This window comes from Thioalkalivibrio sp. AKL12 (assembly GCF_000377925.1).
Taxonomy (GTDB): domain Bacteria; phylum Pseudomonadota; class Gammaproteobacteria; order Ectothiorhodospirales; family Ectothiorhodospiraceae; genus Thioalkalivibrio; species Thioalkalivibrio versutus.
Map to the genome: position 1 here is coordinate 42,571 of NZ_KB898890.1, position 25,391 is coordinate 67,961.

25 protein-coding genes and 1 riboswitch are annotated in these 25,391 nt (G+C 68.3%); of the genes, 9 read left to right on the top strand and 16 right to left on the bottom strand.

What is annotated here, in order from left to right; genetic code table 11:
- The first annotated feature begins 24 nt into the window (after window positions 1-24).
- Complete coding sequence (gene ubiD / locus D579_RS0101500) at window positions 25-1,488, top strand: 4-hydroxy-3-polyprenylbenzoate decarboxylase (RefSeq protein WP_018950877.1); 1,464 nt, start codon at window positions 25-27, stop codon at window positions 1,486-1,488.
- A 3-nt stretch (window positions 1,489-1,491) separates the two neighbouring features.
- Window positions 1,492-2,475: an alpha/beta fold hydrolase gene (locus D579_RS0101505; RefSeq protein WP_018950878.1), complete on the top strand. Its 984-nt coding sequence runs from the start codon at window positions 1,492-1,494 to the stop codon at window positions 2,473-2,475.
- On the opposite strand, the gene D579_RS0101510 is transcribed toward D579_RS0101505, so the two are convergent.
- Window positions 2,472-3,056, bottom strand: coding sequence for a hypothetical protein (locus D579_RS0101510; RefSeq protein WP_018950879.1), 585 nt, complete (start codon window positions 3,054-3,056; stop codon window positions 2,472-2,474). The genes D579_RS0101505 and D579_RS0101510 overlap by 4 nt on opposite strands.
- A 155-nt stretch (window positions 3,057-3,211) precedes the next feature.
- Between D579_RS0101510 and D579_RS0101515 the strand changes: the two genes are divergently transcribed.
- Entirely contained in the window at window positions 3,212-4,240 is a 1,029-nt protein-coding gene (locus D579_RS0101515; RefSeq protein ID WP_018950880.1) for a CDP-6-deoxy-delta-3,4-glucoseen reductase, read from the top strand.
- Between the two features lie 285 nt (window positions 4,241-4,525).
- Here the strand turns inward: D579_RS0101515 and D579_RS0101520 are convergent, their stop codons facing one another.
- The 4 genes from D579_RS0101520 to D579_RS0101535 form a co-directional block, all read right to left on the bottom strand.
- Window positions 4,526-5,356 (bottom strand): uroporphyrinogen-III synthase, encoded by an 831-nt coding sequence (locus D579_RS0101520; RefSeq protein WP_018950881.1) that lies wholly within the window; start codon window positions 5,354-5,356, stop codon window positions 4,526-4,528.
- A 4-nt stretch (window positions 5,357-5,360) separates the two neighbouring features.
- On the bottom strand, window positions 5,361-6,305 hold the full coding sequence (gene hemC, locus D579_RS0101525; RefSeq protein WP_081621416.1) for a hydroxymethylbilane synthase: 945 nt from the start codon (window positions 6,303-6,305) through the stop codon (window positions 5,361-5,363).
- A gap of 103 nt (window positions 6,306-6,408) precedes the next feature.
- A complete protein-coding gene (locus tag D579_RS0101530) occupies window positions 6,409-7,131 on the bottom strand; it encodes a LytTR family DNA-binding domain-containing protein (RefSeq protein WP_018937499.1) in 723 nt (240 codons plus the stop codon).
- The gene (locus D579_RS0101535) at window positions 7,128-8,159 is read right to left on the bottom strand and encodes a sensor histidine kinase (protein WP_018950883.1); all 1,032 of its coding nucleotides are present in this window, start codon (window positions 8,157-8,159) and stop codon (window positions 7,128-7,130) included. The genes D579_RS0101530 and D579_RS0101535 overlap by 4 nt, the downstream gene beginning before the upstream one ends.
- 114 nt (window positions 8,160-8,273) lie before the next feature.
- On the opposite strand from D579_RS0101535, the gene argH reads away from it, so the two are divergent.
- The gene (argH, locus tag D579_RS0101540) at window positions 8,274-9,722 is read left to right on the top strand and encodes an argininosuccinate lyase (RefSeq protein WP_018937497.1); all 1,449 of its coding nucleotides are present in this window, start codon (window positions 8,274-8,276) and stop codon (window positions 9,720-9,722) included.
- 64 nt (window positions 9,723-9,786) lie between these two features.
- Here argH and D579_RS0101545 read toward each other — a convergent pair whose 3' ends face one another.
- On the bottom strand, window positions 9,787-10,290 hold the full coding sequence (locus D579_RS0101545; protein WP_018649594.1) for a hypothetical protein: 504 nt from the start codon (window positions 10,288-10,290) through the stop codon (window positions 9,787-9,789).
- A 144-nt stretch (window positions 10,291-10,434) separates the two neighbouring features.
- Here D579_RS0101545 and D579_RS0101550 point away from each other — a divergent pair, with 144 nt between their 5' ends.
- Window positions 10,435-11,943, top strand: coding sequence for a YdiU family protein (locus tag D579_RS0101550; RefSeq protein ID WP_018950884.1), 1,509 nt, complete (start codon window positions 10,435-10,437; stop codon window positions 11,941-11,943).
- A 52-nt stretch (window positions 11,944-11,995) separates the two neighbouring features.
- Here D579_RS0101550 and D579_RS0101555 read toward each other — a convergent pair whose 3' ends face one another.
- Window positions 11,996-13,255, bottom strand: a complete 1,260-nt coding sequence (locus D579_RS0101555) for an inorganic phosphate transporter (protein WP_018168816.1) — start codon at window positions 13,253-13,255, stop codon at window positions 11,996-11,998.
- 34 nt (window positions 13,256-13,289) lie between these two features.
- Window positions 13,290-13,970: a TIGR00153 family protein gene (locus tag D579_RS0101560; protein ID WP_018144982.1), complete on the bottom strand. Its 681-nt coding sequence runs from the start codon at window positions 13,968-13,970 to the stop codon at window positions 13,290-13,292.
- Window positions 13,971-14,071: 101 nt separating this feature from the next.
- A riboswitch (TPP riboswitch) is annotated at window positions 14,072-14,169 on the top strand.
- A gap of 81 nt (window positions 14,170-14,250) precedes the next feature.
- Here D579_RS0101560 and thiC point away from each other — a divergent pair.
- A complete protein-coding gene (thiC, locus tag D579_RS0101565; RefSeq protein WP_018937495.1) occupies window positions 14,251-16,140 on the top strand; it encodes a phosphomethylpyrimidine synthase ThiC in 1,890 nt (629 codons plus the stop codon).
- A 184-nt stretch (window positions 16,141-16,324) separates the two neighbouring features.
- On the opposite strand, the gene D579_RS0101570 is transcribed toward thiC, so the two are convergent.
- Window positions 16,325-16,696, bottom strand: a complete 372-nt coding sequence (locus tag D579_RS0101570; protein WP_018950885.1) for a DUF5362 family protein — start codon at window positions 16,694-16,696, stop codon at window positions 16,325-16,327.
- Window positions 16,697-16,909: 213 nt separating this feature from the next.
- On the opposite strand from D579_RS0101570, the gene D579_RS0101575 reads away from it, so the two are divergent.
- The gene (locus D579_RS0101575; protein ID WP_018937493.1) at window positions 16,910-17,392 is read left to right on the top strand and encodes an FHA domain-containing protein; all 483 of its coding nucleotides are present in this window, start codon (window positions 16,910-16,912) and stop codon (window positions 17,390-17,392) included.
- Window positions 17,393-17,411: 19 nt separating this feature from the next.
- Entirely contained in the window at window positions 17,412-19,133 is a 1,722-nt protein-coding gene (locus D579_RS0101580) for a serine/threonine-protein kinase (protein ID WP_018950887.1), read from the top strand.
- Here the strand turns inward: D579_RS0101580 and D579_RS0101585 are convergent.
- The 3 genes from D579_RS0101585 to D579_RS0101595 form a co-directional block, all read right to left on the bottom strand.
- Complete coding sequence (locus tag D579_RS0101585; protein WP_018950888.1) at window positions 19,130-20,185, bottom strand: LysM domain-containing protein; 1,056 nt, start codon at window positions 20,183-20,185, stop codon at window positions 19,130-19,132. The genes D579_RS0101580 and D579_RS0101585 overlap by 4 nt on opposite strands.
- 47 nt (window positions 20,186-20,232) lie before the next feature.
- Window positions 20,233-21,069 carry a PP2C family serine/threonine-protein phosphatase gene (locus D579_RS0101590; RefSeq protein WP_026289412.1) on the bottom strand — a complete coding sequence of 279 codons (837 nt, stop codon included), beginning with the start codon at window positions 21,067-21,069 and terminating at the stop codon, window positions 20,233-20,235.
- Window positions 21,070-21,162: 93 nt separating this feature from the next.
- Complete coding sequence (locus D579_RS0101595; protein WP_018950890.1) at window positions 21,163-22,113, bottom strand: PDC sensor domain-containing protein; 951 nt, start codon at window positions 22,111-22,113, stop codon at window positions 21,163-21,165.
- Window positions 22,114-22,283: 170 nt separating this feature from the next.
- On the opposite strand from D579_RS0101595, the gene D579_RS0101600 reads away from it, so the two are divergent.
- A complete protein-coding gene (locus D579_RS0101600; RefSeq protein ID WP_018950891.1) occupies window positions 22,284-22,787 on the top strand; it encodes a GNAT family N-acetyltransferase in 504 nt (167 codons plus the stop codon).
- A 2-nt stretch (window positions 22,788-22,789) separates the two neighbouring features.
- Here the strand turns inward: D579_RS0101600 and D579_RS0101605 are convergent, their stop codons facing one another.
- The 4 genes from D579_RS0101605 to D579_RS0101620 are packed head-to-tail and all read right to left on the bottom strand — an operon-like array spanning window position 22,790 to window position 25,389.
- Window positions 22,790-22,996, bottom strand: a complete 207-nt coding sequence (locus D579_RS0101605) for a hypothetical protein (RefSeq protein WP_018950892.1) — start codon at window positions 22,994-22,996, stop codon at window positions 22,790-22,792.
- A 52-nt stretch (window positions 22,997-23,048) separates the two neighbouring features.
- Entirely contained in the window at window positions 23,049-24,053 is a 1,005-nt protein-coding gene (gene hypE, locus D579_RS0101610) for a hydrogenase expression/formation protein HypE (RefSeq protein ID WP_018950893.1), read from the bottom strand.
- Window positions 24,050-25,138: a hydrogenase formation protein HypD gene (gene hypD, locus D579_RS0101615; protein ID WP_018950894.1), complete on the bottom strand. Its 1,089-nt coding sequence runs from the start codon at window positions 25,136-25,138 to the stop codon at window positions 24,050-24,052. The genes hypE and hypD overlap by 4 nt, the downstream gene beginning before the upstream one ends.
- Window positions 25,135-25,389 (bottom strand): HypC/HybG/HupF family hydrogenase formation chaperone, encoded by a 255-nt coding sequence (locus tag D579_RS0101620; protein WP_018649597.1) that lies wholly within the window; start codon window positions 25,387-25,389, stop codon window positions 25,135-25,137. Before D579_RS0101620 ends, hypD begins: the two co-directional genes overlap by 4 nt.
- Window positions 25,390-25,391 lie beyond the last annotated feature (2 nt).

The window sequence follows — 25,391 nt, forward strand, 5'->3', positions numbered from 1 at the left end:
CCGGCCATTCCCGAGGGAGACCCCGTGAAGTACAAGGATCTGCGCGATTTCATTGATGGCCTCGAACAGCGCGGCGAGCTGCGCCGCATCACCCGCGAGGTGGACCCGAACCTGGAGATGACCGAGATCGCCGACCGCGTCCTGCGCGCCGGCGGCCCGGCCCTGCTGTTCGAAAACCCTACCGGTTCCGACATCCCGGTGCTCGCCAACCTGTTTGGTACCCCGGAGCGGGTGGCCATGGGCATGGGCGAGGACTCGGTCGAAGCCCTGCGCGAGGTCGGGCGCCTGCTCGCCTTCCTCAAGCAGCCGGACCCACCCAAGGGGCTCAAGGCCGCCTGGGAACAGCTGCCGATCTTTCGCAAGGTGCTGGACATGGCGCCCAAGAAGATCCGCGGGGCGCCCTGCCAGCGCCATGTGCTGGAAGGCGATGCGGTTGATCTCGACCAACTCCCGGTCCAGACCTGCTGGCCGGAAGACGCCGGCCCCCTGATTACCTGGGGCCTGGTGGTCACCCGTGGCCCGGAGAAGTCGCGTCAGAACCTCGGGATCTATCGCCAGCAGGTCATTGGGCGCAATCGCGTGATCATGCGCTGGCTGTCCCATCGTGGCGGGGCCCTCGATTTTCGCGAGTGGTGCCAGGCCCACCCCGGCGAGCCGTTTCCCATCGCGGTCGCCCTGGGTGCCGATCCGGCCACCATCCTCGGCGCCGTGACCCCGGTGCCGGACACCCTGTCCGAATATGCCTTCGCCGGATTGCTGCGTGGCAGTCGAACCGAGGTCACCCGCTGCATCGGTTCCGACCTGGAGGTCCCGGCCTCCGCCGAGTTCGTGCTCGAGGGGCACATCCACCCGGGCGACACCGCGCCGGAAGGTCCGTTCGGGGACCACACGGGTTACTACAACGAGGTGGACGAATTCCCGGTCTTCACCATCGACCGCATCACCCATCGTGATCAGCCGATCTACCATTCCACCTACACCGGTCGCCCGCCGGATGAGCCCGCCGTGCTCGGGGTGGCCCTGAACGAGGTGTTCATTCCCATCCTGCAGAAGCAGTTCCCGGAGATCGTGGACTTCTACCTGCCGCCCGAGGGTTGTTCCTACCGTCTGGCCGTCGTCTCCATGCGCAAGCAGTACCCGGGCCACGCCAAGCGCGTGATGATGGGGGTGTGGTCCTTCCTGCGTCAGTTCATGTACACCAAGTTCGTGATTGTGGTCGACGACGACGTGAACACCCGGGACTGGAATGACGTGATCTGGGCACTCACTACGCGCATGGATCCGGCCCGCGACACCACCCTCGTGGAAAACACCCCCATCGACTATCTCGACTTTGCCTCGCCGGTCTCGGGTCTGGGGTCCAAGATGGGCATGGACGCGACCTCCAAATGGCCGGGCGAGACCGATCGCGAGTGGGGCCGGCCGATCGCCATGGACGAGGCGGTCAAGCGCCGCGTGGACGAGATCTGGGATGAACTGGGGATATGAGGCGTGACGCGCCGCCGAATCCCGGGCGCGGTCGGGCTCCTGGCTGTACTGCTGCTGGCCTTGACCGCCTGTGCGGCCGCCCCGGAGCGTGAAACCGTGCGCGCGGCGGGGACCCCAGTGAAGGAAGTTCCCGCGGGCGCAGCGATTGCCCCCGATCGCGTCCGCCGCTGGTCGGCCGCAGAACCCGTCGCCGTGGTGATCGCCCTGCACAGCTTCCGCGATCACGCCGGTGCCTATGACGCCCTGGGCCCCTGGCTGGCCGATCGCGGCTACAGTGTCCAGGCGCTGGATCAGCGCGGCCATGGCACCAGCGAGCCGCACGGCCGCTGGCCGGGTGCCGAACCCCTGATCAGCGACGTGGCTGCAATGGTCCGCGCGGCGCAAGCGGAGGACCCCGACCGGCCGATCTTCCTGCTGGGCGAGAGCATGGGCGGCTCCGCCGCGCTGGCGAGCCTCGCCACCCACCCAGAGCTGGAGGTCGCCGGGGTGATGGCCATTGCCCCGGGCCTGCGTGGCGGGATCCCCGCACGCGGTTTCTGGGATGCTGCCGTACGCACCGGCGAGGTCCTTGCCGGCGGGCTCACGCTGACCATCGACCCCGACTACTCCGACAGCCTCGCGCCCGCCGCGGTCGAACGCTTCTCCACGGATCCGCGCATCATTCGCCGCGTGCGCATGGATACCTATGCCGGCGTGGTCTGGCTGGCCCAGTACGCCACGGATCATATCGGCCACGTCGCAGCCCCGGTGGTGTACCTGTGGGGCGAGCAGGACGGGACGATCCAGCGCGAGTCGGTCTGCATGGCCGCCCGTGCCCATCCACGGGGCCAGGCCGAGGTCTGGACCGACGCCGACTGGCCGCATCTCATTCTGCACGCCCCCGACTGGCAGACCACGGCCGCCCGCCTGGTCGACTGGATGCAGCGGTTGGCAGGCGACGAGGTCGGCGCCCGCACGGCGCGAAGGCCCGACCCCTGCGACGATTAGTCGCCCAGGTGGGCACCGTCCTCCGGCGCCGCCAACCAGGCCGCGATGTCACGGCCCATCACCTGCACGGTACGTCCCAGCACCGAACACGAGCCCTTGAAGCCGCCGAACGCGCCGCCGCCCGAGAAACGCCGCGAGGTAAAGCTGGCCTGCTCCTCGCCGTCCGCGTACAGCGTTCCCGCTGCCTCGGTTACCTTGCGGTGGCCGATCCAGGCATTGCCACCGCTGACCGCGTCGGTCAGCTCGACCATCAGCACCTGGCCACTGGACGCTGGCTCGAGATCCTGGCTGCGCTGGAAGCGGATGCCCTGATCGGCCCCGTAGTGCTCGATGAACTCGGAGAACTGTTCCTCCAGGTTGCACTCCTGGCGGATGTTGTTGGCGATGGTGGCATCGGCGCTGTAGGGCACCGCGTGCGCAACCCGGATCACCGGCGCATCCGCCGCGACCTCGACGGTAGCGGCCGGCGTGTCCGTCGGCGTGGCCGCCGCATCCCCGGAATCGGTGGACCGGGTCTCGTTCGAGGCGCAGCCGCTTGCAAGCAGCAGCCCGGCCCCGGCGGCAATCAGTAGATGACGCATGGCATTCCCTTGTCGTTTTTATGGTTCGGTCCCGATTCTGCCGAACCCGTCCGCGCGAGGGAACCCCTACGCCGACGACCCGGCCGGACTGCGGTTGCTTGCGTTCGGGGCGGCAGCGGCGAGAATAACGGCCTTTCCGCGACCGAGGGTTTCCGATGGCGTTCGATGTCACCATTCAGCCCAGTGGCCATGTATTCGAGGTCGAAGACGACGAGACCGTCCTCGAGGCCGGCCTGCGCCAGGGCTTCGCCTTTCCTTACGGCTGCCGCAATGGCGCCTGTGGCTCCTGCAAGGGGCGGGTGCTGCAGGGCGAGGTTGATCACGGGCCGAACAAGCCACCAGGCATCAGCGAGGCGGAACTGGCCGACGGCATGGCCTTGTTCTGCCAGGCGGTCCCGGTGGACGACCTCGAGATCGAGGTGAAAGAGATCGGCGCGGCCAGGGACATCGTGGTCAAGACCCTGCCGTGTCGCGTGGCGGCCCTGAACCGCCTGGCCGACGACGTGATGGAGCTGCGTCTGCAGCTCCCGGCCGCCGAACGCCTCCAGTTCCTCGCAGGGCAGTACCTGGACATCCTGCTCAAGGGGGGCGAGCGCCGCAGCTATTCCCTGGCCAACGCCCCGCACGATGACGCGCAGCTGTCCCTGCATGTCCGGCACATGCCGGGCGGGCGTTTCTCCACCATGGTGTTCGAGGAGCTCAAGACCAAGGCGCTGCTGCGTATCGAGGGGCCGCTGGGCAGCTTTTTCGTCGACGAGGAATCCCCGCGCCCGCGCCTGTTCGTTGGTGGGGGCACCGGTTTTGGTCCGTTGAAAGGCATGCTGGACCATCTGGCCGCCGAAGGACTGGATCGACCGCACCACCTGTTCTGGGGCGCCCGCAGCGCCGATGGCATCTATGCCCCGGACTGGCTGCAGCAGATGGCCGCCGAGCACGCCGGACCGTTCCGTTTCACGCCGGTGCTGTCGGATGCCCCGGCCGAGACCGCCGCCGGCTTTGCCGCCGTCAGCGGCTGGCCTCAAGATGCGGTGCTGTCGGAGTACCCGGACCTGTCCGGCTTTGATGTCTACATGGCCGGGCCACCGGCGATGATCCACGCCGCGCGCGAGGCCTTCCAGGCGGCCGGTCTGCCGCCGGAGCAGCTGTACTACGACAGCTTCGAACCGGCCACCCCGGCCGAGTAACACCGCGGCGCCCGCGTCGCTTGTTCACCACGAAGGGCGCGAAGACACGAAGAAAGGCAAGGTCACAATCGGTTGAACCACAGAGGAGACTGAGGTCACGGAGAAAACCGGGGATGGCGTCATAAGGACGGTAGGATGCGGATGAGCGCAGCGAATCGCATCAGTCCCTCTGCGAACCGCTGATCCCCGACCTCGATGCCCGATGGGTCTGCTCACCACAGCCCCGCACGGGGACGACGGGCCAACACTTGTGGTGTAACCGCCCTTCTTCGTGCCAGAAAAAACCTAAGCCCCATCGGCGCGCAGGCGTTCCGCGAGTTGATGGACTGCCGCCAGCATGGCCGCGTCGGTCGGGTCCTCGGCGGTCTCGACGGCGGCCTTGAAGCCCAGCTCCTGCGCGATCTCCGCGATGCGTTCGCTGCCGACCACCAGCGGGGTCTTGCGCAGCCACATGCGCCCCAGCTTGCCGACCATCTCGTACAGGTTGCGCAGCCCCTCGCCACTGGTGATGGTGATCACGCCGATCTGCCCGCGCGAGAAGGCGTACATCAGCTCGCCGGTATCGCCCTCGGGGCGCCCGCGGCGGTAGGCTTCGGCAAAGGTCACCTCGGCGCCGCGGGCCTTCAGGGTGTCGCCCAGCAATTCGCGGCCGCCATCGCCGCGGAAGATCACCACGCGCTTGCCGGCCACCTCCTGCATCGCCTCCTGCGCCAGCAGGGCCTCGCTGTCGAAGCGTCGCGGCGGCAGGATGTCCGCCGGGCGCCCGAAGCCCTTCAATTCCTGCGCCGTGCGGTTGCCGATCGCCGCGATCTTTGTGGTGGCGGGCCATGAATGTTCCGCCAGGGCCAGATTGAGCACGCGCTGGACGGCGTTCGGGCTGATGAACACGGCGATATCGAAGTCCGCCAGCCGGTCCAGCACCTCGCGCAGGTTGGTGGGATCACTGGGGGCCAGGATCTCCAGCACGGGAAAGCGGATCACGCTCGCGCCCTCGGCCGTCAAGGCGGTACAGAACGGCTCCGCCTGGGCGGCCGGGCGGGTGACCAGGATGCCAAGGCCGGCCAGCGGGCCGCAGGCCTCGTCGACCACCGTGTTGTCGTCTGCGGATGCGGTCATGCGTCTACCCCTTCGTGTCCTGGCCGTGTTCGCGATGTGCGGCCGCGAGCAGTTCGCCTGCCCCGAGTTCCAGCAGCATGTCCGCCAGGCGGATCCCGAGGGCCTGGGCGTCGCTGCGCGGCCCCTCGACCTGGCGGCGCAACAGGCGACTGCCATCCACCGCGCCGACCAGGCCGTCCAGGTGCAGCTGATCCCCGACCAGCGTCGCATGGGCAGCCAGTGGGACCTGACAGCCGCCTTCCAGGCGACGGTTGAAGGCCCGCTCGGCGCGCACGCGGTCGGCGGTATCCGCATCGTTCAATGGTGCGATCAGCGCGCCGATGGCGGTATCGCCGGCGCGACACTCGATGGCGATGGCACCCTGACCAACCGCCGGCAGGCTGACGTCTGGCTCCAGGCAGCTGCGAATCCGCTCATGGAACCCGAGGCGCTTGAGCCCGGCTGCAGCGAGCAGGATAGCGTCGTATTCGCCGGCATCCAGCTTGCCCAGGCGGGTATTCACGTTGCCGCGCAGGTCACGGACCTCCAGGTCCGGTCGCCGCGCGCGCAGCTGGCACTGCCGGCGCAGGCTAGAGGAGCCAACCCGGGCCCCCTGCGGCAGCTCGTCGACATGTGCGTACTGGTTGGACACGAACGCATCCAGCGGGTCCTCGCGGTCGAGGATCACCGGCAGTTCGAGCTGCTCGGGCAGCTCCATCGGCACGTCCTTCACCGAGTGCACCGCGATGTCGGCGCGGTCCTCCAGCAGCGCGATCTCCAGCTCCTTCACGAACAGGCCCTTGCCGCCGATCCGCGCCAGCGGGGAGTCCAGGACACGGTCGCCCTGGGTGGTCATGCCCACCAGTTCAACCGGGCGTTCCGGATCACGGGCGCGCAGACGGGCGGCGACGTGTTCGGCCTGCCACATGGCAAGCGGGCTCTTTCGGGTGGCGATGCGTACAGGCTTCATGGATTGTCCGGGCGAGCCACGGCGCGAGCGGCCGGGCGTTCAAACGGACTAGTATAACGGCGAATGCTTCGCGCCCCGAATCCCGCAGGGGTGTGCGGCCCTCTCAGGTCCCGTTGCGCAGGTAATCGCGCACTCGTGGCAGCTGGCGGCGGCTGATGGGGATGGGGTCCAGGTCATCGTGGAACAGCAGGCGGTGGTCGGTCTGGCCGAGGCTTTCGACGCCCTTGATCGAGGCCTTCACCGCCAGGCAGCCGCGGTGCACCCGCAACAGGGCGGGGCCGTACCGGCCCTCCAGTTCGCGCAGGCGGGCGTCGACGAAGCCGGCCAGGCGTGCCGAACGCGCCATGACGTAACCGCCCTCCGCGATGAAGATGTCCACCTGTTCCAGCGGTACGCGTTCCTCGCGCCGGCCGACGGTGATGTGGACCTCGTTCGGGAAGGTCTCGGGCCGGTCCTGTTTTTGCTGCACCGCACGCTGCAACGCCTGTTCCAGCCGTTCGCGGCGCACCGGCTTCAGCACGTAGTCGCGCACCCCGGCCTCGAACGCCTCCAGCGGAAAGCGGTCGTGGGCGGTGACCAGGATCACCGTCAGCGCGGGATCTTCTGCATGCAGACGCCGCGCGAGTTCCAGCCCGGTTTCCCCGGGCATGTCGATATCCAGCAGCAGGGCATCCGGCGCGTGGTCCTGCAATTGCATCTCGACCTCGCCGGCATGCGCAGCTTGCGCCACCACCCGATGCCCCAACTCCTGCGCGAGCGCGGTCAGCCGTTGACGGGCAATCGGCTCGTCGTCGGCAATCAATAACTCCAGTCGAGCGGTGTTCATGTGGTTTCCCCCCGGTTCGCGAGCGGCAAACGGATCCGGACCTCGAACCGCTCGACCTCGGCCTCGGCCTCGAAGTGTACCTGCCCGCCGAAGGCGTGCTGCAGCCGCAGGCGTACCGCATCGGTGGCGGTGCCGGTCCCCTCGCCGCGTGCGTGTGGATCCACGGTGTTGCCGATGGTCACCGTGACCCGTCCGGAATCCATGCGGCAGCGCACCCATATGCGCCCTGCGCCGCGTGCGGGTGCGATCCCGTGCTGGATCGCGTTCTCCGCCAGCGGTTGCAGGATCAGCGTGGGCACATCGAGATCCAGGCCCGGATGGTCGGGGCAGTCCCAGTCGAGTACCAGGCGTTCGCCGAAACGGGTCTGTTCGATCTCGAGGAACGCGCGGACCAGGTCCAGCTCCTCGCGCAGCGAGTGGCGATCCCCGGTGGCGAAGGTCGCACGGAACAGATCCGCCAGATCCAGGGTGACCTGTTCCGCACGCGCAGGATCACTGCGACACAGCCCGGCGATGGTGTTCATGCTGTTGTAGAGAAAATGCGGGCGCAGGCGGGCGCGCATGGCCTGTTCCCGGGCCGCTGCCACGGCCCGGGTTTCGCGTTGCCAGGCCGCCTGCAGGTACAGGTAGTGCATGGCCATCAGGCTGAGGATGGTGGCGACGCCGATCACCGGCCAGCGCAGCGCCGGGTCGGCCAGCACCAGTTCCTCCGCGAGGCGATAGACGATGGCGGTGTTGGCGATGGGAACCAGGGGCGGCAGCACGATCTGCGCGGTCAGCGGCAGTCGGTGCAGCGATCTCTTGAGCCCGCACAGGATCAACAGGCTGGTCAGCGCCACCCAGAAGATGAACAGCGCGTGCAGCGCCAGGGCCGACAGCCAGTCCTGGCCGCCGCCGCGCAACAGGGCTACGGCCAGTGCCAGCAGCACGGCCACCATGAGCACACGCAGCAACGTCTCCGCACTGCAGAAATCGGGCAGCGGCGAGAGCTCCCCGGTGGTGTCCCTGGTGGTTTCCCCCTGGGCCATGCGTAACACTCTCCCCTGTTGCCGTGCACAAACGGGCGCAGGACCGCGCCATGTTCACTCCCCGGCTGTGCCCGTATACTTCCGTGTCTTTCCCCACCCGCTTCAGGATGCACCATGACGCAGGATTCCCCGCACGACAAGCCAGCCGCCACGCCTGCCGCCTCCGGTGAGGCCAAGCTGTGGGGCGGGCGCTTTTCCGAGCCGACCGATGCCTTCGTCGAGCGCTTCACCGCGTCGGTGGATTTCGACCGGCGTCTGTACCGCGAGGACATCCAGGGCTCGCAGGCGCATGCGCGCATGCTGGCCAAGGTCGGGGTGCTGACAGAGGCCGAGGCCGGGGAGATCCTCGCGGGGCTGGACGCGATCCGCGATGAGATTGCCGCCGGCGAGTTCGACTGGCAGGTCGGGCGCGAGGACGTCCACATGAACATCGAGGCGCGGCTGATCGAGCGCATCGGCGACGTCGGCAAGAAGCTGCACACCGGGCGTTCGCGCAACGACCAGATCGCGACCGACATCCGCCTGTGGCTGCGCGCGGCCATCGACGATGTCCTGCGCCTGATCCGCGGCTATCAGGATGGCCTGGTGGCCCTGGCCGAGCGTGAGGCGGATACCGTGATGCCCGGCTTTACCCACCTGCAGACCGCCCAGCCGGTCACCTTCGGCCATCACATGCTGGCCTGGTACGAGATGCTGGAGCGCGATGCCGAGCGTCTGCGTGATACGCGGCGCCGGGTGAACATCCTGCCGCTGGGCGCAGCCGCGCTGGCTGGTACGCCGTATCCGCTGGATCGTGAATACACCGCCGAACTGCTGGGTTTCGACAGTGTCACCCGCAACTCCCTGGACGCGGTCTCCGATCGTGATTTCGCCATCGAATTCACCGCAGCCGCCGCGACCCTGATGATGCACCTGTCGCGTCAGGCCGAGGAGCTGGTGCTGTGGACCAGCGCCCAGTTCGCCTTCATCGAGCTGCCGGATCGCTACTGCACCGGCTCCTCGATCATGCCGCAAAAGAAGAACCCGGACGTACCCGAACTGGTGCGGGGCAAGACCGGCCGGGTCTACGGCCACCTGATGTCGCTGCTGACCCTGATGAAGAGCCAGCCGCTGGCGTACAACAAGGATAATCAGGAAGACAAGGAACCGCTGTTCGACACCGTCGACACCCTGCTGGGCTCGCTGCGTGCGTTCGGCGACATGGTGCCGAACCTTGAGGTGCGGCGGGAGAACACCCTGGCGGCAACCCGCAAGGGCTTCGCCACGGCGACCGATCTGGCCGACTACCTGGTCGGGCGCGGTGTGGCCTTTCGCGATGCCCACGAGGTCGTCGGGCGCGCGGTGCGTATTGCGCAGGAGCGCGGGGTGGACCTGGCGGAGCTGCCGCTGGCGGACCTGCAGGCGATCAGCCCGGCGGTGGGCGAGGACGTGTTCACGGTGCTGACGCCCGAGGGCTCGGCCGCCGCGCGTAACCTCACGGGGGGGACCGCCCCGGAACAGGTGCGCCGCCAGGCTGCGGCCGCCCGCGAGCACCTGGCCGCGCTGGCCCGCGCCGACCGCTGAGTTAGTTCACCCCGCACTCCGGTTCCCGGGGGCGGGGCGCGTCTGTGTGCCGCCTGGCCCGCCTTCAGATCCGGTCCAGCGTGGACTCCAGCACTTCCCAGTGGACGTTGCCGTGGACGACCTCGTAGGCCAGCAGTAGCTGGCCGTGCGCCGAGTCGCCCTCGAAGTTCGCCAGGACCCACTGGTGGTTCAGGACGTGGATGCCGTCGCGGCGGAACGCGTATGCGTCGCCTTCCGGCGCCTCGTGCGGGATCAGGCCGGTCTGCTGCATCAGGTCATCGGCGAGACGCTCGTTCGGGCGCACCATGCCGCGACGCTGCAGGTCCTGGAGATGGGCATTGGTCAGGCCCAGTTCCACCGGACGCGGGATCTCGTGGCGGGTGTATTGCTGCAGCTGCATCTGCGCCTGCAGCAGATCGCGGTTGGCCTCCGAAAGATCCTGTTCGAGCCCGTTGCCGCGGGCGATGTAGATCGCCAGCACGACCACGAAAAACAGCATGAAGCCGAGCCAGACCAGGCGTTCGTTGGTCTTCAGGTTCTGCGGCTTGGGGTTGTCTTGTTCGGACACGGGGTTTGCCTCCGGAATGCAGGGTGCCGTTTGCCGTGGGGCATCCGGCCGGAAAATGAACGCGCGACCGCCGTGGGTTCCTGAACCCGGGTCGATGCGACGCGCATGATAACCCCTGACACCGCAACCTGCCGAGAATGCCCCATGTCGGTCCCCGAGCCCGTCAACGCCACCGCATCCGAGAGCCAGCTGGAGTGGATCAACCACTTTGCCCGGCTGCCGGAGGCCTTTCACGAGAGCCCGGCGCCCGCCCCGTTTCCGGATGCGACCTGCCTGGCGAGCAGCCCGGCCATGTGCGAGCGTCTGGGCCTGGAGGCTGCGGCCCTGGGCCGCGACCCGTGGCTCGGGGCCTGCACTCACGGTAGCGAGCTGGCGGGGGCCGAGCCGCGGGCCTCGGTGTACGCGGGACACCAGTTCGGCGTCTTCGTGCCGCAACTGGGCGATGGTCGCGCGAAGCTCCTGGGCGAGGTTCGCACGCCAACGGGCGAGACCTGGGAGTTGCAGGTCAAGGGTGCCGGCCCGACGCGCTTCTCGCGCGGCGCGGACGGTCGTGCGGTCATGCGTTCCTCGGTGCGCGAGTACCTGGTCTCGGAGGCGATGGCCGCGTTGGGCGTGCCGACTACCCGCGCGGTGGCGTTGTTTGGCTCCAGCCTGCCGGTGTACCGCGAGCGCGTCGAGCCGGCGGCCATCGTGCTGCGCGCCGCGCCCAGCTTCCTGCGCTTCGGCCATTTCGAATACTTCCACTACAACGGCTACAGCGCCCGCCTGCAGGAGCTGATCGACTACGCCCTGGCGCATGACTACCCGGAACTCCAGGGTGCCGATGATCCCGTCGCCGCGATGCTGGAGGCGGTGATCGCCCGCACCGCGGAGATGGTCGCCGACTGGCAGGCCATCGGCTTCTGTCACGGCGTGATGAACACCGACAACATGAGCCTGGCCGGCCTGACCATCGACTACGGCCCGTTCGCGTTCATGGATGCCTTCGACCCCGGCTACATCTGCAACCACACCGACCAGGGCGGGCGCTATGCCTTCGACCAGCAGCCGCAGATCGCGCAGTGGAACCTGATCCGCCTGGCCGAGACCCTGGTGATCCATTTCGCCGACGCCACTCGCGAGGCGGCGATCGAGCGCGCCAAGGCGCTGCTGCAGGGCTTCCAGCCGCAGTACCGGCAGGCCTGGTTGGCGCGTATGCGCGCGAAGCTCGGGCTGCAGGTGGAACAGGAGGACGACGAGGCATTGATCCAGGATCTGCTCGCGCGCATGGCAGCCGAGGGTGTGGATTACACCCGCTTCTTCCGCCAGCTGCCGGATCTCGAGCAGGCGGAGATCCGGGCGCAACTGGAATCGGAACTGGAGGATGGGGCCGCATGGCAGGCTTGGTGGTCGCGCTATCAGGCGCGGCTGGCGAGGGAGGGGCTGCCCCCTGAAGAGCGGCGCGCGGCGATGAATGCCGTCAATCCCAAGTACATCCTGCGCAACCATCTGGCCCAGGCCGCGATCGAGCAAGCCGAGGCAGGGGATGCATCCGAGGTGCTGCGTCTGCAGCAGATCCTGGCGCGTCCGTTCGCTGAACAGCCGGAATACGAGGCCTATGCGGACCTGCCGCCGGAGTGGGCGAGCGGGATCCAGCTAAGCTGTTCGTCCTGAGAGGGCGTGCAGGCCGGACCCCGGACTGGAACGTCCGGAGACCGGGGCCAACTTATCCGAGGATGCCGCGCAGGATGTAGAAGTAGACCACCGCGAGGATCGCGCCGGCCGGCAGGGTCACGATCCAGGACAGGAAGATCATCCGCACCAGCCCCAGATTGATCGCGGCAATCCCGCGCGCCAGGCCCACGCCGAGGATCGCGCCCACTAGGGTATGGGTAGTGGAGATCGGCAGGCCGGTGCCGGAGGCCAGGACCACGGTGGCCGCCGCCGCGGCGGTGGCGGCATAGCCGCGGCTGGGGGTGAGCTGGGTGATCCCGGTGCCCACGGTCGCGATCACCTTGTGGCCGTAGGTGAACAGGCCGAACACGATGCCGACCCCACCCAGCAGCAGCACCCACATGGGCACGACAGTCTCGGTGCTCACATCGCCGGTCTGGATCACGTCCACGACTGCAGCCAGCGGGCCGACGGCATTGGCGACGTCGTTGGAGCCCAGGGCAAAGGCCATCGCGCACCCGGTCACCACCATCTGGATGCCGAACACCTTCTCGACATTGGCGAAATGGGAGCCTTCCTCGCCCACGCCGGTGGGATCGTCAAAGCGCAGGCGCCGGATTGCCATCATCCCGAGCACGACCACGATGGCGCTGATCAGGATCGCGAAGCCATAGGCCTGCACGGGCGTGAGGTCCAGGCCGACGTGGGTCAGGCCCTTGAACATCGTTACCAGTGCCGTGACAAAGGCCGTGAGGAAGATATAGAGCGGCGCCCAGCGCTTGGCGTTCTTCAGCGGATCGACGGTATCGAGGATCAGGATCTGCACACTGCGGAACAGGGCAAAGGCGATCATCCCGCCGACGAGCGGCGAGACCACCCAGGACATCGCGATGGTGCCGACACGTTCCCAGCGAACCACCTCGAAGCCGAGGCCGACCACGGCAAAGCCGACGATGGCGCCAATGATGGAGTGGGTCGTGGAGACCGGCCAGCCAAAATAGGAGGCGACCATCAGCCAGGTCCCGGCGGCTGCCAGGGCCGCCAGCATCCCGTAAACGAGCAATTCGGGGTTGTCGGCCATCAGGCTGGAGTCGACCATCCCGCTTCGAATGGTCTGGGTGACCTCGCCGCCGGCCAGCCAGGCCCCGGAGAACACGAAGATCGCGGCTACAAACACCGCCTGGCGAATCGTCAGCGCGCGTGAGCCCACCGAGGTGCCCATGGCATTGGCAACGTCGTTGGCGCCGATGCCCCAGGCCATGAACAGGCCGAAGATCACTGCAAGGCCGAGCAACAGGGTGCTGTATTCCATGCCGTCCTCGGTGCCTGTGCCTGGGTGCCGGTGGTTACTTGGCGAGCATCAGCTGCAGGCGGCTGCCTACACGCTGGGCCAGGTCGGCCAGCTCGCCGATGGAGTCGATCACGCGATACATGAACATCACGTTGACCGGGGGTAGTTCGGCCTCCTGCGCGAACAGGATCTCGCGCACCTCGCGCTGGGCCTCGTCGGACTCGTGCTCGATCTGGTCCAGCTCAGTGAGGATGCCGTTGACGACCTCGACCTCGTGGCCGCGGAAGCCCGCCTCCACCAGTTCGTCCAGCTCGTTGATTGCCCGGCCGGCCTGGTCGACCGCATCCACGCTGCGATCGAGGAAGCGCTTCAGCGGCTCGCCCATGTTGTCGGGGAACTGCATCTGCCGGCCCAGCATCAGCCCGGCGATGTCTTTCGCCATGTTGGCGATGCGGTCCTGGATCAGCAGGGTGTCGAGCACGTCGCGGCGCGACATGGCCAGCATCATGCCCTTGGGCAGGTGCAGGCGCAGGTCCTTCTTCAGGCGGTCCGCCTCGCGTTCCAGCTTCGAAATCTTCTTCTGCTGTACCCGCGCGGTCTCCCAGTCGTCGCGGGCCATGGCCTCCATGAACGGCGGGAGCTCGGCGATGCAGGCGCGCACCTTTTCCATGTGCGCCTGTAGCGGGCGTACCGGGGAACGGCCAAACAGCTCGAAGACGAAGTTCTTGGGGGACATGGCGGCGCGAAGGTTGTCACAAAGCGATAATCTAACGCAAAACACCGGAGCGCGCGCTGTCTTGTTGGTCCCGCCGCCGCCCTCTGTGCGGTACACTCATCCGTCAGAGCTGGGGGTGCCCGCGATCGATGCGAGCTGAGAGAGTCCCCTTGAACCTGAACCAGTTAACGCTGGCGGAGGGAAGCTCGGTGCTCGATCCAGTCCGCGCGCGCCCCGTTCGCAGTCTGTCCGGCCCGTTCTGTTCCCTCTGCTGCCACATCCGCATCGCAGAGGTCACCGTATGAGCGCCATTCCCGAGTCCTTCGCCCGCAAGACCGCCCAGGTCTCCGCCGACGTCACGCGCCCGTTTCCCAATTCCGAGAAGGTCTTCGTGCAGGGTTCGCGCCCGGATATCCGCGTGCCGTTCCGCCAGGTCGCACAAAGCCCCACGCTGACCTCCGGCACCCCGGAAGAGAACCCGCCGATCCCGGTCTACGACACCTCGGGCCCGTACACGGATCCGGACGCGACCATCGATCTGCGCCAGGGCCTGACGGATCTGCGCGGCGGCTGGATTGACGAGCGCGGCGACACCGAATGGCAGGATGGCCCGAGCTCCGAATACGGCCGCGCCCGCGCCGCCGACCCGGAACTGGCCAGCCTGCGCTTCGAGCACATCCGCCCGCCGCGCCGCGCGCATGCCGGGGCGAACGTCTCGCAGATGCACTACGCCCGCCAGGGGACCATCACACCGGAGATGGAGTTCGTCGCCATCCGCGAGAACAACCGCCTGCAGGAGCTGCGCGCCGACCCGCGCTACAAGAAGCTGCTGCGCCAGCACGCCGGCGAGTCCTTCGGGGCGTCCATCCCCGAGGCGATCACGCCCGAGTTCGTGCGTGACGAAATCGCCCGCGGCCGCGCGATCATTCCGGCCAACATCAACCACCCGGAGCTGGAGCCGATGATCATCGGCCGCAACTTCCGGGTGAAGGTGAACACCAACATCGGCAACTCCGCGGTCTCCTCCTCGATCGAGGAGGAGGTCGAGAAGCTCGTATGGTCCGCGCGCTGGGGCGGCGACACCCTGATGGACCTGTCCACCGGCAAGAACATCCACGAGACCCGCGAGTGGATCCTGCGCAACTCGCCGGTGCCGATCGGTACCGTGCCGATTTACCAGGCGCTGGAGAAGGTCGACGGCAAGCCCGAGGACCTGACCTGGGAACTGTTCCGCGACACCCTGATCGAGCAGGCCGAACAGGGTGTGGACTACTTCACCATCCATGCCGGCGTGCGGTTGCAGTACGTGCCGCTGACCGCCGATCGGGTGACCGGCATCGTCTCGCGCGGTGGATCGATCATGGCCAAGTGGTGCCTGGCGCATCACGAGGAGAACTTCCTCTACACCCGTTTCGACGAGATCTGCGAGATCATGAAGGCGTTCGACGTCTCGTTCTCCCTCGGTGACGGGCTGCGCCCTGGCTGCCTGGCCGACGCCAACGACGCCGCGCAGTTCGGCGAGCTGGAGACCCTGGGCGAGCTGACGCAGAAGGCCTGGGCGCACGACGTGCAGGTGATGATCGAGGGCCCCGGCCACGTCCCGCTGCAGAAGGTGAAGGAGAACGTCGACAAGGAGCTGGAAGACTGCTTCGAGGCGCCGTTCTATACCCTCGGCCCGCTGGTCACCGATATCGCCCCGGCCTACGACCACATCACCTCCGGCATCGGCGCGGCCAACATCGGCTGGTACGGCACCGCGATGCTCTGCTACGTGACGCCGAAGGAGCATCTGGGCCTGCCCAACAAGCAGGACGTGCGCGACGGCATCATCACCTACAAGATCGCGGCCCACGCGGCGGATCTCGCCAAGGGCTTCCCCGGCGCCCAGCTGCAGGACAACGCGCTGTCCAAGGCGCGCTTCGAGTTCCGCTGGGAGGATCAGTTCAACCTGGCGCTGGACCCGGAACGCGCGCGCGAATTCCACGACGAGACCCTGCCCAAGGACGCGCACAAGGTCGCCCACTTCTGCTCCATGTGCGGTCCCAACTTCTGCTCCATGAAGATCACCCAGGACGTGCGCGATTACGCCGCGGCCCAGGGTGTTTCCGAGGACGAGGCTCTGAAGAAGGGGATGCAGGAGAAGGCGGTCGAGTTCGTCAACAAGGGCGCACAAATCTACCGCGAGGTCTGAGCGACATCCTCGTCATTGCGAGGAGCGCAGCGACGAAGCAATCTGCCTCCGGCCTCACCGGACGTTGCGTCCGACCTGGCTATCGGTAGGCCGCTTGCGGCACCAACGGCGGCCGTCGGGTGTGTTCGCGTTCGTCTGCCACGCCCCCTTCCGGGGGCCCGCCATGACGCGGCCGGGGTGCGGTCTACTGCATGTGGCCGAAGCCGCCCATCAGGCCGGCGCCGATCCCGAAGATCATGCCCAGCACCATCAGGATCAGGTAGATCAGCAGTAGCACGCCAAAGATGGTGAAGTAGATGCGCAGGCGGCCCAGTGCGTACTTGATCGCCTCCGGATCGGCGCTTTCAAACGCACGCTGGGAGGCGCCAGCGGCCTGCATCAGCACCACCCCGGCCCAGATCGGGATCCAGGCGATGATGATGCCGACGATCGACAGGGCCGTCAGCACGCCCGAGATGATCAGCATCACCCCGATCAACTGCATCCAGAACTTGCCCCTTACAAGCGGCTCGATCAGTCCACGGAGGTCGGTCCCGCTGGTGGCGTCCTGTTCCATGTCCAGACTCCTTGTCGTGATGGGTGGATGACCGGAGCATAGCAGGCCATTTCATGCTGTGACGCATTCGTTGTTTTGGCGCGCGCCGCCCGTGCATACTCAGCCGGGTGCAAGCCCGAATAACAGGGCCGGATCACGGCTCGTGAAGCAGGGGGATGTATGAGCGATCAGGGACGACGCAGGGATGCCGACCGCAGCGGTCCGCAGGGGACGATGCTGTTTCAGGGACAGGCCTTGCCCGAGCAGGAAAGTGCCGCGGACACTGCCAGCGAGGGGGCACCCCCCGGCGGCCACCCGGTGCTGGTGGGGATCTCCGAGCCCTTCGGCCAGCAGCGCCTGACCTTGAAACCGGGCAAGCGCTCGGTGGGCCGTCAGGCGACCAATGACATCGTTCTGCAGGAGGGCAGCGTCTCCTCGCAGCATGCCTGGCTGGTCAACGACGGCGGCGAATGCCGGGTGGTCAATCTCTTGTCCACCAACGGCACCTGGGTGAACGACGAGAAGGTGCACGAGGCTGCGCTGAAGGACGGCGACCACGTCCGTTTCGGGCGGGCCGAGTTCGTGTTCCGCCGCCGCGACGACGGTTCCGATGCCCGGCCTGGCCGTGGGCCTCGGTCACGCTGGCGCTGGCTGGGCATCGCGGTGGCGGTCCTGGTACTGGCGGTCGTCGCGCGCATCCTGCTCGAGACGGTTTGAGGCTCAGGGTCGCCGGAGCATGCAGCGGATCGGACGCTACGGGGTCGGCGAGGAGATCGGGCGCGGTGCGATGGCTGTCATCCATCGCGGCTATGACCCGGATATCCGGCGTCCGCTGGCGATCAAGTGCCTGCAGCCGGACTACGCCCGACGGCCCGAGTACCGCCGGCGCTTCCTGGCCGAGGCGCGCGCCGCCGGCACCCTGACCCACCCGGGCATCGTCACCATCTTCGATGTCGGCGAGTCGGATCAGCAGCCGTTCATCGCGATGGAGCTGCTGGACGGCATCACCCTCGCGGAGTTCGCGGAACAGTTCCGCCCGCTGCTGCTGCGCAATGTCCTGAAGATCGCCATCCAGCTGGTGGAGGCCCTGGACTATGCGCACCGGCATGGCGTCGTGCACCGCGACATCAAGCCCGAGAACATCATCGTCACCAGCGCCACGGCGAACATCAAGGTGATGGACTTCGGCATTGCCCGCACCCTCAGGGACCCCGACTGGCGCGCCGACGACGACTGGCTTGCCGAGGACGACGACGGCTATATCGCAGGATCGCCGCACTATATGGCGCCGGAGCAGGTCCGTGGCCGCGATACCGACGCTCGTGCCGATCTCTATTCCGTGGGCGTGGTGCTGTACGAGCTCCTGACGGGGGCCACCCCGTTTCGCGGGCATGATGTCGAGACCCTGCTGACCCGGGTGGTCAAGGATTCGGTCCCCGCACCGCGGGTCATCGTGCGCGACTGTCCGCAGGAACTGATCGAGCTGGTGCTGCGCCTGCTGGCGAAGGAGCCGGACGAGCGCTACCAGTCGGCCGGCGAGCTACTGGTGGACCTCGAGCGTATCGACGAGCAACGCGCCGAGCGCGAACGGGCAGGTGCCGGGCGTCGGATCATCCCGCTGCGTCTGCGCTGGGCCGCGGTCATGGGGGCACTGGTGGCGGTCACCCTGGTTGTCGGCGGTACGCTGGTACACCAGAAGCAGAACGAGGTGATGACCGATCTGGCGTTTGACTATGGGGCCACGCTGGCGCAGATCATCTCGGTGGAGAGTGCCGAGGACCTGTTGCTGGAGGACACCATCGCGGTCCAGGGCCGCCTGCGCGACATGCAGGCGAACCGGGAGATTGCCCTGCTGAGCGTCGTGGACCACCGCGGCGAGGTGGTGGCCAGCAGCGACCCGGAGGCCCTGGGCCAGCCCTACGAGCCGCCTTCCGAGGACCGCCTGCTTCAGCGTCGCGACGGCCAGGCCGTGTGGTCCGTCACCGGGCGGGATGGCGCAGAGCTGTTCATGTTCGAGGCCCCGGTTCGCTACCAGGATCATCACCTTGGGCAACTCCAGGTCGGGCTGTCCACGGGGTCGCTGCGCGCGGCGAACGAGGCCACCTTCATGGCCTTGCTGATGCTCACGCTGGTCACCCTCCTCGCGGTGCTCCTGGGGGCCTACGTGCTCGCCCGGCGTCTTCAGGCGCCGCTGGACCGCCTGCGCGGGGCGCTGGACCAGATCGGTCAGGGGCGGCTCGATACCCGGATCCGTGCCCGTCGACACGACGACTTCGAGCGGGTCTTCAGTGCCTACAACGCGATGGCCGACTCGCTGGAGGCGCGCATGAAGCGCCGGGTCGCCGGGACGCCCGAGCGCAGCGCTGCCGGGCCGGTTGCTGACGGCGACCGCACCCAGGAGCTCGCATCCGACGAGTTGCCGATCGAAGCCACCTCAAGACGTACCGCTACGGATTAACTCCGGCCGTTCTCGCGGTCCAGGGCATTCAGGCGACGCTGCAGTTCCAGGGCTCGCAGGCGATAGCCGCGCGCCGCCTCGAATCCGGGGTCGATCGCCAGGGCCTCGTCCCACAATGCGATGGCGGTCTCCAGGTCCTGGTTGCGGTAGCGCACGATGGCCTCCGCGTGCAGGGCCTCCTTGCGCTGTTGCTCCAGCTCGTCAAGGTGCTGGCGCGCGGTCGCGTGTTGCGGGTCCTGTTCGAGCACCCGGCCGAAGGCCTCCAGCGCGTTTCCGGTCGCGCCTGCAGAGCGCGCCTCCACGCCCCGCCGGTGCCAGTAGCCGATCGCCGCGTCGCGCGAAAGCGGGTCCAGCCAGCTGGCCCATTCGTTCTGCGCCTCGGGGTGCTCGCGGGCCAGCTCCACGACCTCCAGCGCCGCGCCATAACGCCCGGCTGCCAGGTCGGCCTCGATGGCGCGGCGCAAACCGTCCTCGCTGACGCCGGGCGCGGCGTCGGGGTCCAGAGCCATCAGCTGTTCGTCCAGATCTGTCTCGCCACGCTGCGGCCCCCCTACATCCCGCGGGATGCGCAGCCGTTGCCCGACGAGCAGCCGGTCCGGGCGTTCGATGTCGTTGTAGCGTGCAAGGATCACAAAGCGGGTGGCATCGCCGAGGTGCTCACGCGCCAGCCCGCCCAGGCTGTCGCCCGGCTCCACCGTGTGAACGAAATAGGCCTCGCCCAGGGTCGCCTGCGGATCCCCGGAGAGCTGTTCACGCAGGCCGCGGGCGGCGCGGTTGCCCGGATCATCTGCGAGGATCCGGTCCAGTGCCGAGCGTGCCCGGTCCATCTCGCCGCCCTGCAAGAGCTGCACGATCTCGGCGATCTTGAGGCGCTCGTCCTGCTCCTCACGGGCGAGCGGGTCGGACGGGGCCTCGTCGGTCGCGGCGACCACGTCCTCGGTGGCCTCCGCCTCGGGGTCGAACAAGCCCTGTAGCTGCGCACAGCCGGACAGGAACGCTGTCAGTACGGCGAGCAGGACGAGGCGAAGCAGCGTGGTGTGGGCTGGCATCATGGCAAGGACTGGTGCGGCTCGGCGAGTCCGCGAGTATACGGTCGGCATCAGTCCAGCGGCCACAGCAGGATCGCAAGGGCCGCAGCCAGTAGCGCCAGAAGGCCCAGCGTGGGCCCGATGCGCGCCTTCAGGTGCCGGCGCCAGAAACGCCCGCGCGGCGGCCCGGTCCGCCATGCTGCCAGGGCCACGTTGTCACCCTTGGCTCCGCCGCGTCGCGCCGCTTCGACGGCTGCGCTCGCGGTGGCCGTGTCGAGGTCCGGGCTGTCCAGCAGTTCCGCGATCTCGATCGGTCCGATCTGTTCCCAGAAGCCGTCCGAGCACAACAAGAAGCGCGTGTGACGGGTGACGGGGGCCTCGGCGTAGTCCACCTCGATCGGGTCGACCACGCCGAGGCCTCGCAATAGCCGGTTCTGCTCCGGGTGCGTTGCCATTTGCGCCTCGCTTATTACCCCCTCGTCGACCAGCTGCTGGACCCGGGTGTGATCGCGCGTGCGCCGCTGAAGGGTGTCGCCCTCGAAGTGGTACAGCCGGCTGTCGCCGCAATGGGCCCAGCAGGCGGAGTTCGGGGTCACATACAGTGCCACCAGCGTGGTGCCGGGGCGTTGTGACGGATCGGTACCCCCGGCCTCCAGCAAGGCTGCATGGGTCTCGTGGAAGAGAGCGTGGAGCAGGGCACGGGCATTGGCGGCCTGCCCCGCGTAGCGGGTCCACAGGCGTTCGGCGGTCGCGATCGCGGCGTGCGAGGCGCGTGCCCCGCCCTCGTGGCCGCCCATTCCGTCCGCGACTAGCAGCAGGGCGCTCTGCCCGTCCGCGTTTTGTAGCACGGTCACCGCGTCCTGTTGCTCGGCGCGGCCACCCATCTCCCTGGCGTATCCGGTTTCCATGTGCGTGTGGCCCCGGTGATCCCGTGACCATGATGACCCAGTTGATCGGCGTGTGACAGCCCCCGGGGGAGCCGCGCATCGATCCGCGTCTCCCTAGCCGGTGGCACCGATCCAGAACTGGATGGAGCGGCCGAGGAAGTCGTCCCAGGTCATGTAGTGCGAGCCGTCGCAGGAGAAGGTCAGGCTGATCATGCCGTTGAACAGGTTGATCGAGGCGGAGCGCAGGTACACGGTCTCGTCGGCATAGCGCAGCGCGCGCAGCGCCTCCAGCACGCGGCCGACCTCCTCCTTCGGGATCAGCGCCTCCGCGGGATATGGCTCGTGCGGAAACGCCAGGCAGACGTCCGGGTCGCCCAGGGACTCGTGGGTCAGGATGCGGTAGCGGTACGGGTCCTCGGTGGTCCATAGCGTGGCGCGGGAACTGGAGAAGTGGAACACGCCCTGGAACACGCCGCGCTCGGTGAACAGTTCTTCCAGAATGGCCAGGGCGGTGTCCATGTTCTGGTCCATCAGGCTCTCGGTGCGGCTCTGCAGGAACAGTGTCCCGCGAATCGACGGATCGCCCTTGATCTGGCGCCACTCGCTGGGCTCCTCGTACAGGTCCTCGGAGAAGTCGGGCAGGTTGCGCAGATCGAAGTCCGCGCCGAGAAAGCCCAGCGCATTGCCCTGGTCGTCGCGCACCAGCTGCAATGAGGTCAGGGATGGCCGGCGTCCGAGCAGGCTGATGTAGGCATCCGACAGCAGGAAACCGTCCGCGGGCACGGCCTCCTTCATGTACGGGCGCTGCGAGCGATCGCGCCCGAAGTGTTCCGGCAGTACGCCAGTGCGCGAGATGTTGTCCGAAAGCTGGACCCCCTCGGTATTCAGCGCATACACGAAGGTCGCCTCCGGGATCTGGCGGATCGCCTCCTCCAGGATCGAGTCCAGCGCCTCGCGGCGTGGCCACGCCGCGCTCAAGCGGCTGGCGATCTCCGCCAGGGGTTCATGCAGTTTGTCCTCGAGGTAGTCGCGCTGGTGCTCGATCGCCTTTTTCAGTTCCGTCATGGTGCGGTGTCGTCTCCTTTCGGTGCGCCACGATTATCCCTGATCGGGGATGGCGTTGTCGTGACGGCCCGCGTGGGCCGTTTGTCCCGGCACTTCGGCCCGTCGAACAGGTCCGAGCAGGAACCATGCCGACGACGAGCCCGACTGTGCCCGATACTGCAAAGATGCCCATGACGAAATCTACCGAATCCCTCCGCCCGGCCCGCCCCGGCGATCTCGACACCATCAACCATCTGGTGGCCGAGGCGATCGAGGATTGGCCCCTGCCCGAACGTGTGCGCCGGCTCGCCCTGCCGGCCTACCGCTATACCGAGGCCGATCTGATGTTCCTCGAGGTGACGGTGCTGGAGCGTGCGGGCGAGGTGGTCGGCGTCGCCGCCTGGGAGACGGCGGAGCCCCGCGAGCTGCCGGAGGGTGCCGCCGACGGGCTGCTGCTGCATGGCCTCTACGTGGGGCGAGCCGACCGCGGGCAGGGTGTGGGCCGGCAACTGGTCGAGGCCTGCCGGAGCGCCGCGCACGAGGCCGGGGTGGCCGGGGTGCTGGTCAAGGCCCAGGCCTCGGCGGCCAGCTTCTTCGCGGCGATGGGTTTCGTCCCGGTACCGGTGCGCGATCGCGACCGCGACTACGAACAGCGCTACTGGTGGGCGGTGGAAGGTTCGTCCGTCGCCGGCTGACGTCAGCGTCGCGCCCGGTGGCGGTACCAGCGGGCACCGAACAGGCCCCCGACAATGGCCAGCATCAGCAGCCCGAGGGGCCAGAGATGCTCGGGTGAACTCAGGAAGTGGAGCAGCGAGAAGGCGTCCCCGTGTCCGTGCCCGGGGTGGGCCAGGACGGGCGTGGTGGCCAATGCTAGAGCGGTTCCCATGAGGGTGCGCAAGTTCATCTCGGGGTCCTCCTGTCGTTCTGACCCACCATAGCGCGATACGCAGGCCGCTTCAGCAAATACGTGGCAGTTGCTCGCCGGCCGGCAGGATGACCCGGCGCTCCACGCCGGTCGCCAGGCGCCGGATGACGGCCGGTTCGCCCGCCTCCGCCCGTCCGATGGCGACGGCCCCGGCTGTCTCCGCGCGGGTCCGGAGAATCCTCAGGGCCTGAGCGGTCGCGTGTTCCGGAACGGCGGCCAGGAAGCGGCCCTCGCAGGCGGAGTGCAGGGGGTCCAGGCCGAGGATCTCGCAGGCCCCGCGCACGTCGTTGCGCACGGGGATTGCGGCGTCCTCCAGCACCAGCCGGCAGGCGGAGGCATCGGCCAGCTCCTGCAGGGCGGCGATCGCACCGCCGCGGGTCGGGTCGCGCAGCGCGCGGACTGGCACGCCGGCGGCCAGTAGTGCGGCCACGGCCCCGGCGACCGATGCGCTGTCACTGGGGATCGGCGGGTCCAGGCCCAGGTTTTCGCGGGCGGCGAGGATTGCGACACCATGGCGGCCAAGATCGCCACTGGCGAGCAGTACATCACCGGGCCGGATCGCGCCCGGCGTGATCTGCACGCCTTCGGGCACGACGCCCACCCCGCTGGTGTTGATGTAGACCCCGTCGCCGCGCCTGGCCTCCACCACCTTGGTGTCGCCGGCGACCACCCGCACGCCGCATTCCTCTGCGGCCGCCTGCACCGAGGCGAGGACGCGCCGCAGGTCGTCCAGCGGCAGCCCCTCCTCCAGGATCAGGCCGAGGGTCAGCCACAGGGGGCGCGCCCCGGCCATAGCGAGGTCGTTGATCGTACCGTGCACCGCGAGCCGGCCGATGTCGCCACCCGGGAAGAACAGCGGCCGCACCACGAAGCTGTCCGTCGTAATTGCCAGGCGCCCGCCCGGGGCGTCGAGCACGGCGGCATCGGGGGCGGCGAGGGCCGGGATGCCCAGCGCTGGCAGGATCACCTCGTCCAGCAGCTTCGCCTGCATCCGCCCCCCGCCGCCATGCGCGAGGCGTACGACGTCGGTGGTCATGCCTCGCCCCGAAAGTACAGGTAGGCCGCGCAAGCCCCCTCGGAGGAGACCATGGGCGCGCCCAGCGGGGTATCCGGCGTGCAATCGCGGCCGAAGGCGGGGCAGTCGGTGGGGCGGCGCAGTCCGCGCAGCACCTCGCCGGCGATGCAGGGGCCATCCCCGGTCGCCTCGGGTGTGACGAGCCCGAAACGGGCCACGGCGTCGAACCGGGCGTATTCCGAGCGCAGCCCGAGGCCGCTGGCGGGCAGGCGTCCCATGCCCCGCCATTCGCGCTCGACCGGCTCGAAGACGCGAGAGACCGCAGCGCGCGCGGCTGCGTTGCCGTCGTCCGGCGCTGCCCGGTCGTAGCGGTTCTCCACCCGGGCCGCGCCGCGTTCCAGTTGCTCCACGCAGGCGTGGATCCCGGCCAGCAGGTCCACCGGCTCGAAGCCGGTCACCACGATTGGGACCCGGAAGCGTTCGGCGATCGCGTGATAGGCGGCCGCCCCCTCCACCGTGCAGACATGGCCGGCGGCCAGGAAGCCCTGGATGCGGTTGTCCGGGTCGGCTAGCAGGGCCTCCATCGCCGGCGGTACCAGCGAGTGCGAGACCAGCAGCGACAGGTTGCCCAGGCCCAGGGCCTCGGCCTGCAGCACGGCGATCGCGGCGGCCGGGGCGGTGGTCTCGAAGCCCACCGCCAGCAGCACGACCTCGCGCTCCGGGTGTTCGCGCGCCAGCGCCACCGCATCCAGCGGCGAGTAGATCACGCGCACCTCGCCCCCGGCTGCGTGCGCCGCGTTCAGGTCGCCCAGCGCCCCGGGCACGCGCAGCATGTCGCCGAAGGTGCAAAGCATTACCTCCGGGCGTCGGGTCAGCAGTACCGCCTGGTCCAGGGTCTCGGCCGGGGTCACGCAGACCGGGCAGCCGGGCCCGTGGATCAGCTCGACGGCGTCCGCCAGCAGTTCATCCAGGCCATGGCGCAGGATCGCGTGGGTCTGGCCGCCGCAGACCTCCATCAGCGTCCAGCGCCGGGTGCAGGTGGCGCGGATCGCTTCCACCTGACGCAGGATCAGCGCCGGGTCGCGGTATTCGTCCAGGTGCTTCACGGGCCCTCCGGGGCGGGCGGGTCGTGCGCGGGGATTTCGCGCAGGGCCGCCAGGGTGCGTTCGGCAGCGGCCTCGTCGAGGGTGGCGATCGCGATGCCGGCGTGGACCAGCACGTAGTCGCCGGGCCCGGCCTCGGGGGTGCAGGCCAGCGAGACCATGCGCGTGACGCCACCGAAAGCTACGCGCGCCTGGCGGAACAGCGGGTCGACACCGTCCACGCTGTCGATACGACCGGGTATGGCAAGGCACATGG

What these genes read in the sequence shown, in the direction of transcription:
- D579_RS0101510 (WP_018950879.1), bottom strand. Translation starts at nt 3,056, where the DNA reads ATGCGTCATCTACTGATTGCCGCCGGGGCCGGGCTGCTGCTTGCAAGC.
- D579_RS0101515 (WP_018950880.1), top strand. Translation starts at nt 3,212, where the DNA reads ATGGCGTTCGATGTCACCATTCAGCCCAGTGGCCATGTATTCGAGGTC.
- D579_RS0101520 (WP_018950881.1), bottom strand. Translation starts at nt 5,356, where the DNA reads ATGACCGCATCCGCAGACGACAACACGGTGGTCGACGAGGCCTGCGGC.
- hemC (WP_081621416.1), bottom strand. Translation starts at nt 6,305, where the DNA reads ATGAAGCCTGTACGCATCGCCACCCGAAAGAGCCCGCTTGCCATGTGG.
- D579_RS0101530 (WP_018937499.1), bottom strand. Translation starts at nt 7,131, where the DNA reads ATGAACACCGCTCGACTGGAGTTATTGATTGCCGACGACGAGCCGATT.
- D579_RS0101535 (WP_018950883.1), bottom strand. Translation starts at nt 8,159, where the DNA reads ATGGCCCAGGGGGAAACCACCAGGGACACCACCGGGGAGCTCTCGCCG.
- argH (WP_018937497.1), top strand. Translation starts at nt 8,274, where the DNA reads ATGACGCAGGATTCCCCGCACGACAAGCCAGCCGCCACGCCTGCCGCC.
- D579_RS0101550 (WP_018950884.1), top strand. Translation starts at nt 10,435, where the DNA reads ATGTCGGTCCCCGAGCCCGTCAACGCCACCGCATCCGAGAGCCAGCTG.
- D579_RS0101555 (WP_018168816.1), bottom strand. Translation starts at nt 13,255, where the DNA reads ATGGAATACAGCACCCTGTTGCTCGGCCTTGCAGTGATCTTCGGCCTG.
- D579_RS0101560 (WP_018144982.1), bottom strand. Translation starts at nt 13,970, where the DNA reads ATGTCCCCCAAGAACTTCGTCTTCGAGCTGTTTGGCCGTTCCCCGGTA.
- thiC (WP_018937495.1), top strand. Translation starts at nt 14,251, where the DNA reads ATGAGCGCCATTCCCGAGTCCTTCGCCCGCAAGACCGCCCAGGTCTCC.
- D579_RS0101570 (WP_018950885.1), bottom strand. Translation starts at nt 16,696, where the DNA reads ATGGAACAGGACGCCACCAGCGGGACCGACCTCCGTGGACTGATCGAG.
- D579_RS0101575 (WP_018937493.1), top strand. Translation starts at nt 16,910, where the DNA reads ATGCTGTTTCAGGGACAGGCCTTGCCCGAGCAGGAAAGTGCCGCGGAC.
- D579_RS0101580 (WP_018950887.1), top strand. Translation starts at nt 17,412, where the DNA reads ATGCAGCGGATCGGACGCTACGGGGTCGGCGAGGAGATCGGGCGCGGT.
- D579_RS0101585 (WP_018950888.1), bottom strand. Translation starts at nt 20,185, where the DNA reads ATGATGCCAGCCCACACCACGCTGCTTCGCCTCGTCCTGCTCGCCGTA.
- D579_RS0101590 (WP_026289412.1), bottom strand. Translation starts at nt 21,069, where the DNA reads ATGGAAACCGGATACGCCAGGGAGATGGGTGGCCGCGCCGAGCAACAG.
- D579_RS0101595 (WP_018950890.1), bottom strand. Translation starts at nt 22,113, where the DNA reads ATGACGGAACTGAAAAAGGCGATCGAGCACCAGCGCGACTACCTCGAG.
- D579_RS0101600 (WP_018950891.1), top strand. Translation starts at nt 22,284, where the DNA reads ATGACGAAATCTACCGAATCCCTCCGCCCGGCCCGCCCCGGCGATCTC.
- D579_RS0101605 (WP_018950892.1), bottom strand. Translation starts at nt 22,996, where the DNA reads ATGAACTTGCGCACCCTCATGGGAACCGCTCTAGCATTGGCCACCACG.
- hypE (WP_018950893.1), bottom strand. Translation starts at nt 24,053, where the DNA reads ATGACCACCGACGTCGTACGCCTCGCGCATGGCGGCGGGGGGCGGATG.
- D579_RS0101620 (WP_018649597.1), bottom strand. Translation starts at nt 25,389, where the DNA reads ATGTGCCTTGCCATACCCGGTCGTATCGACAGCGTGGACGGTGTCGAC.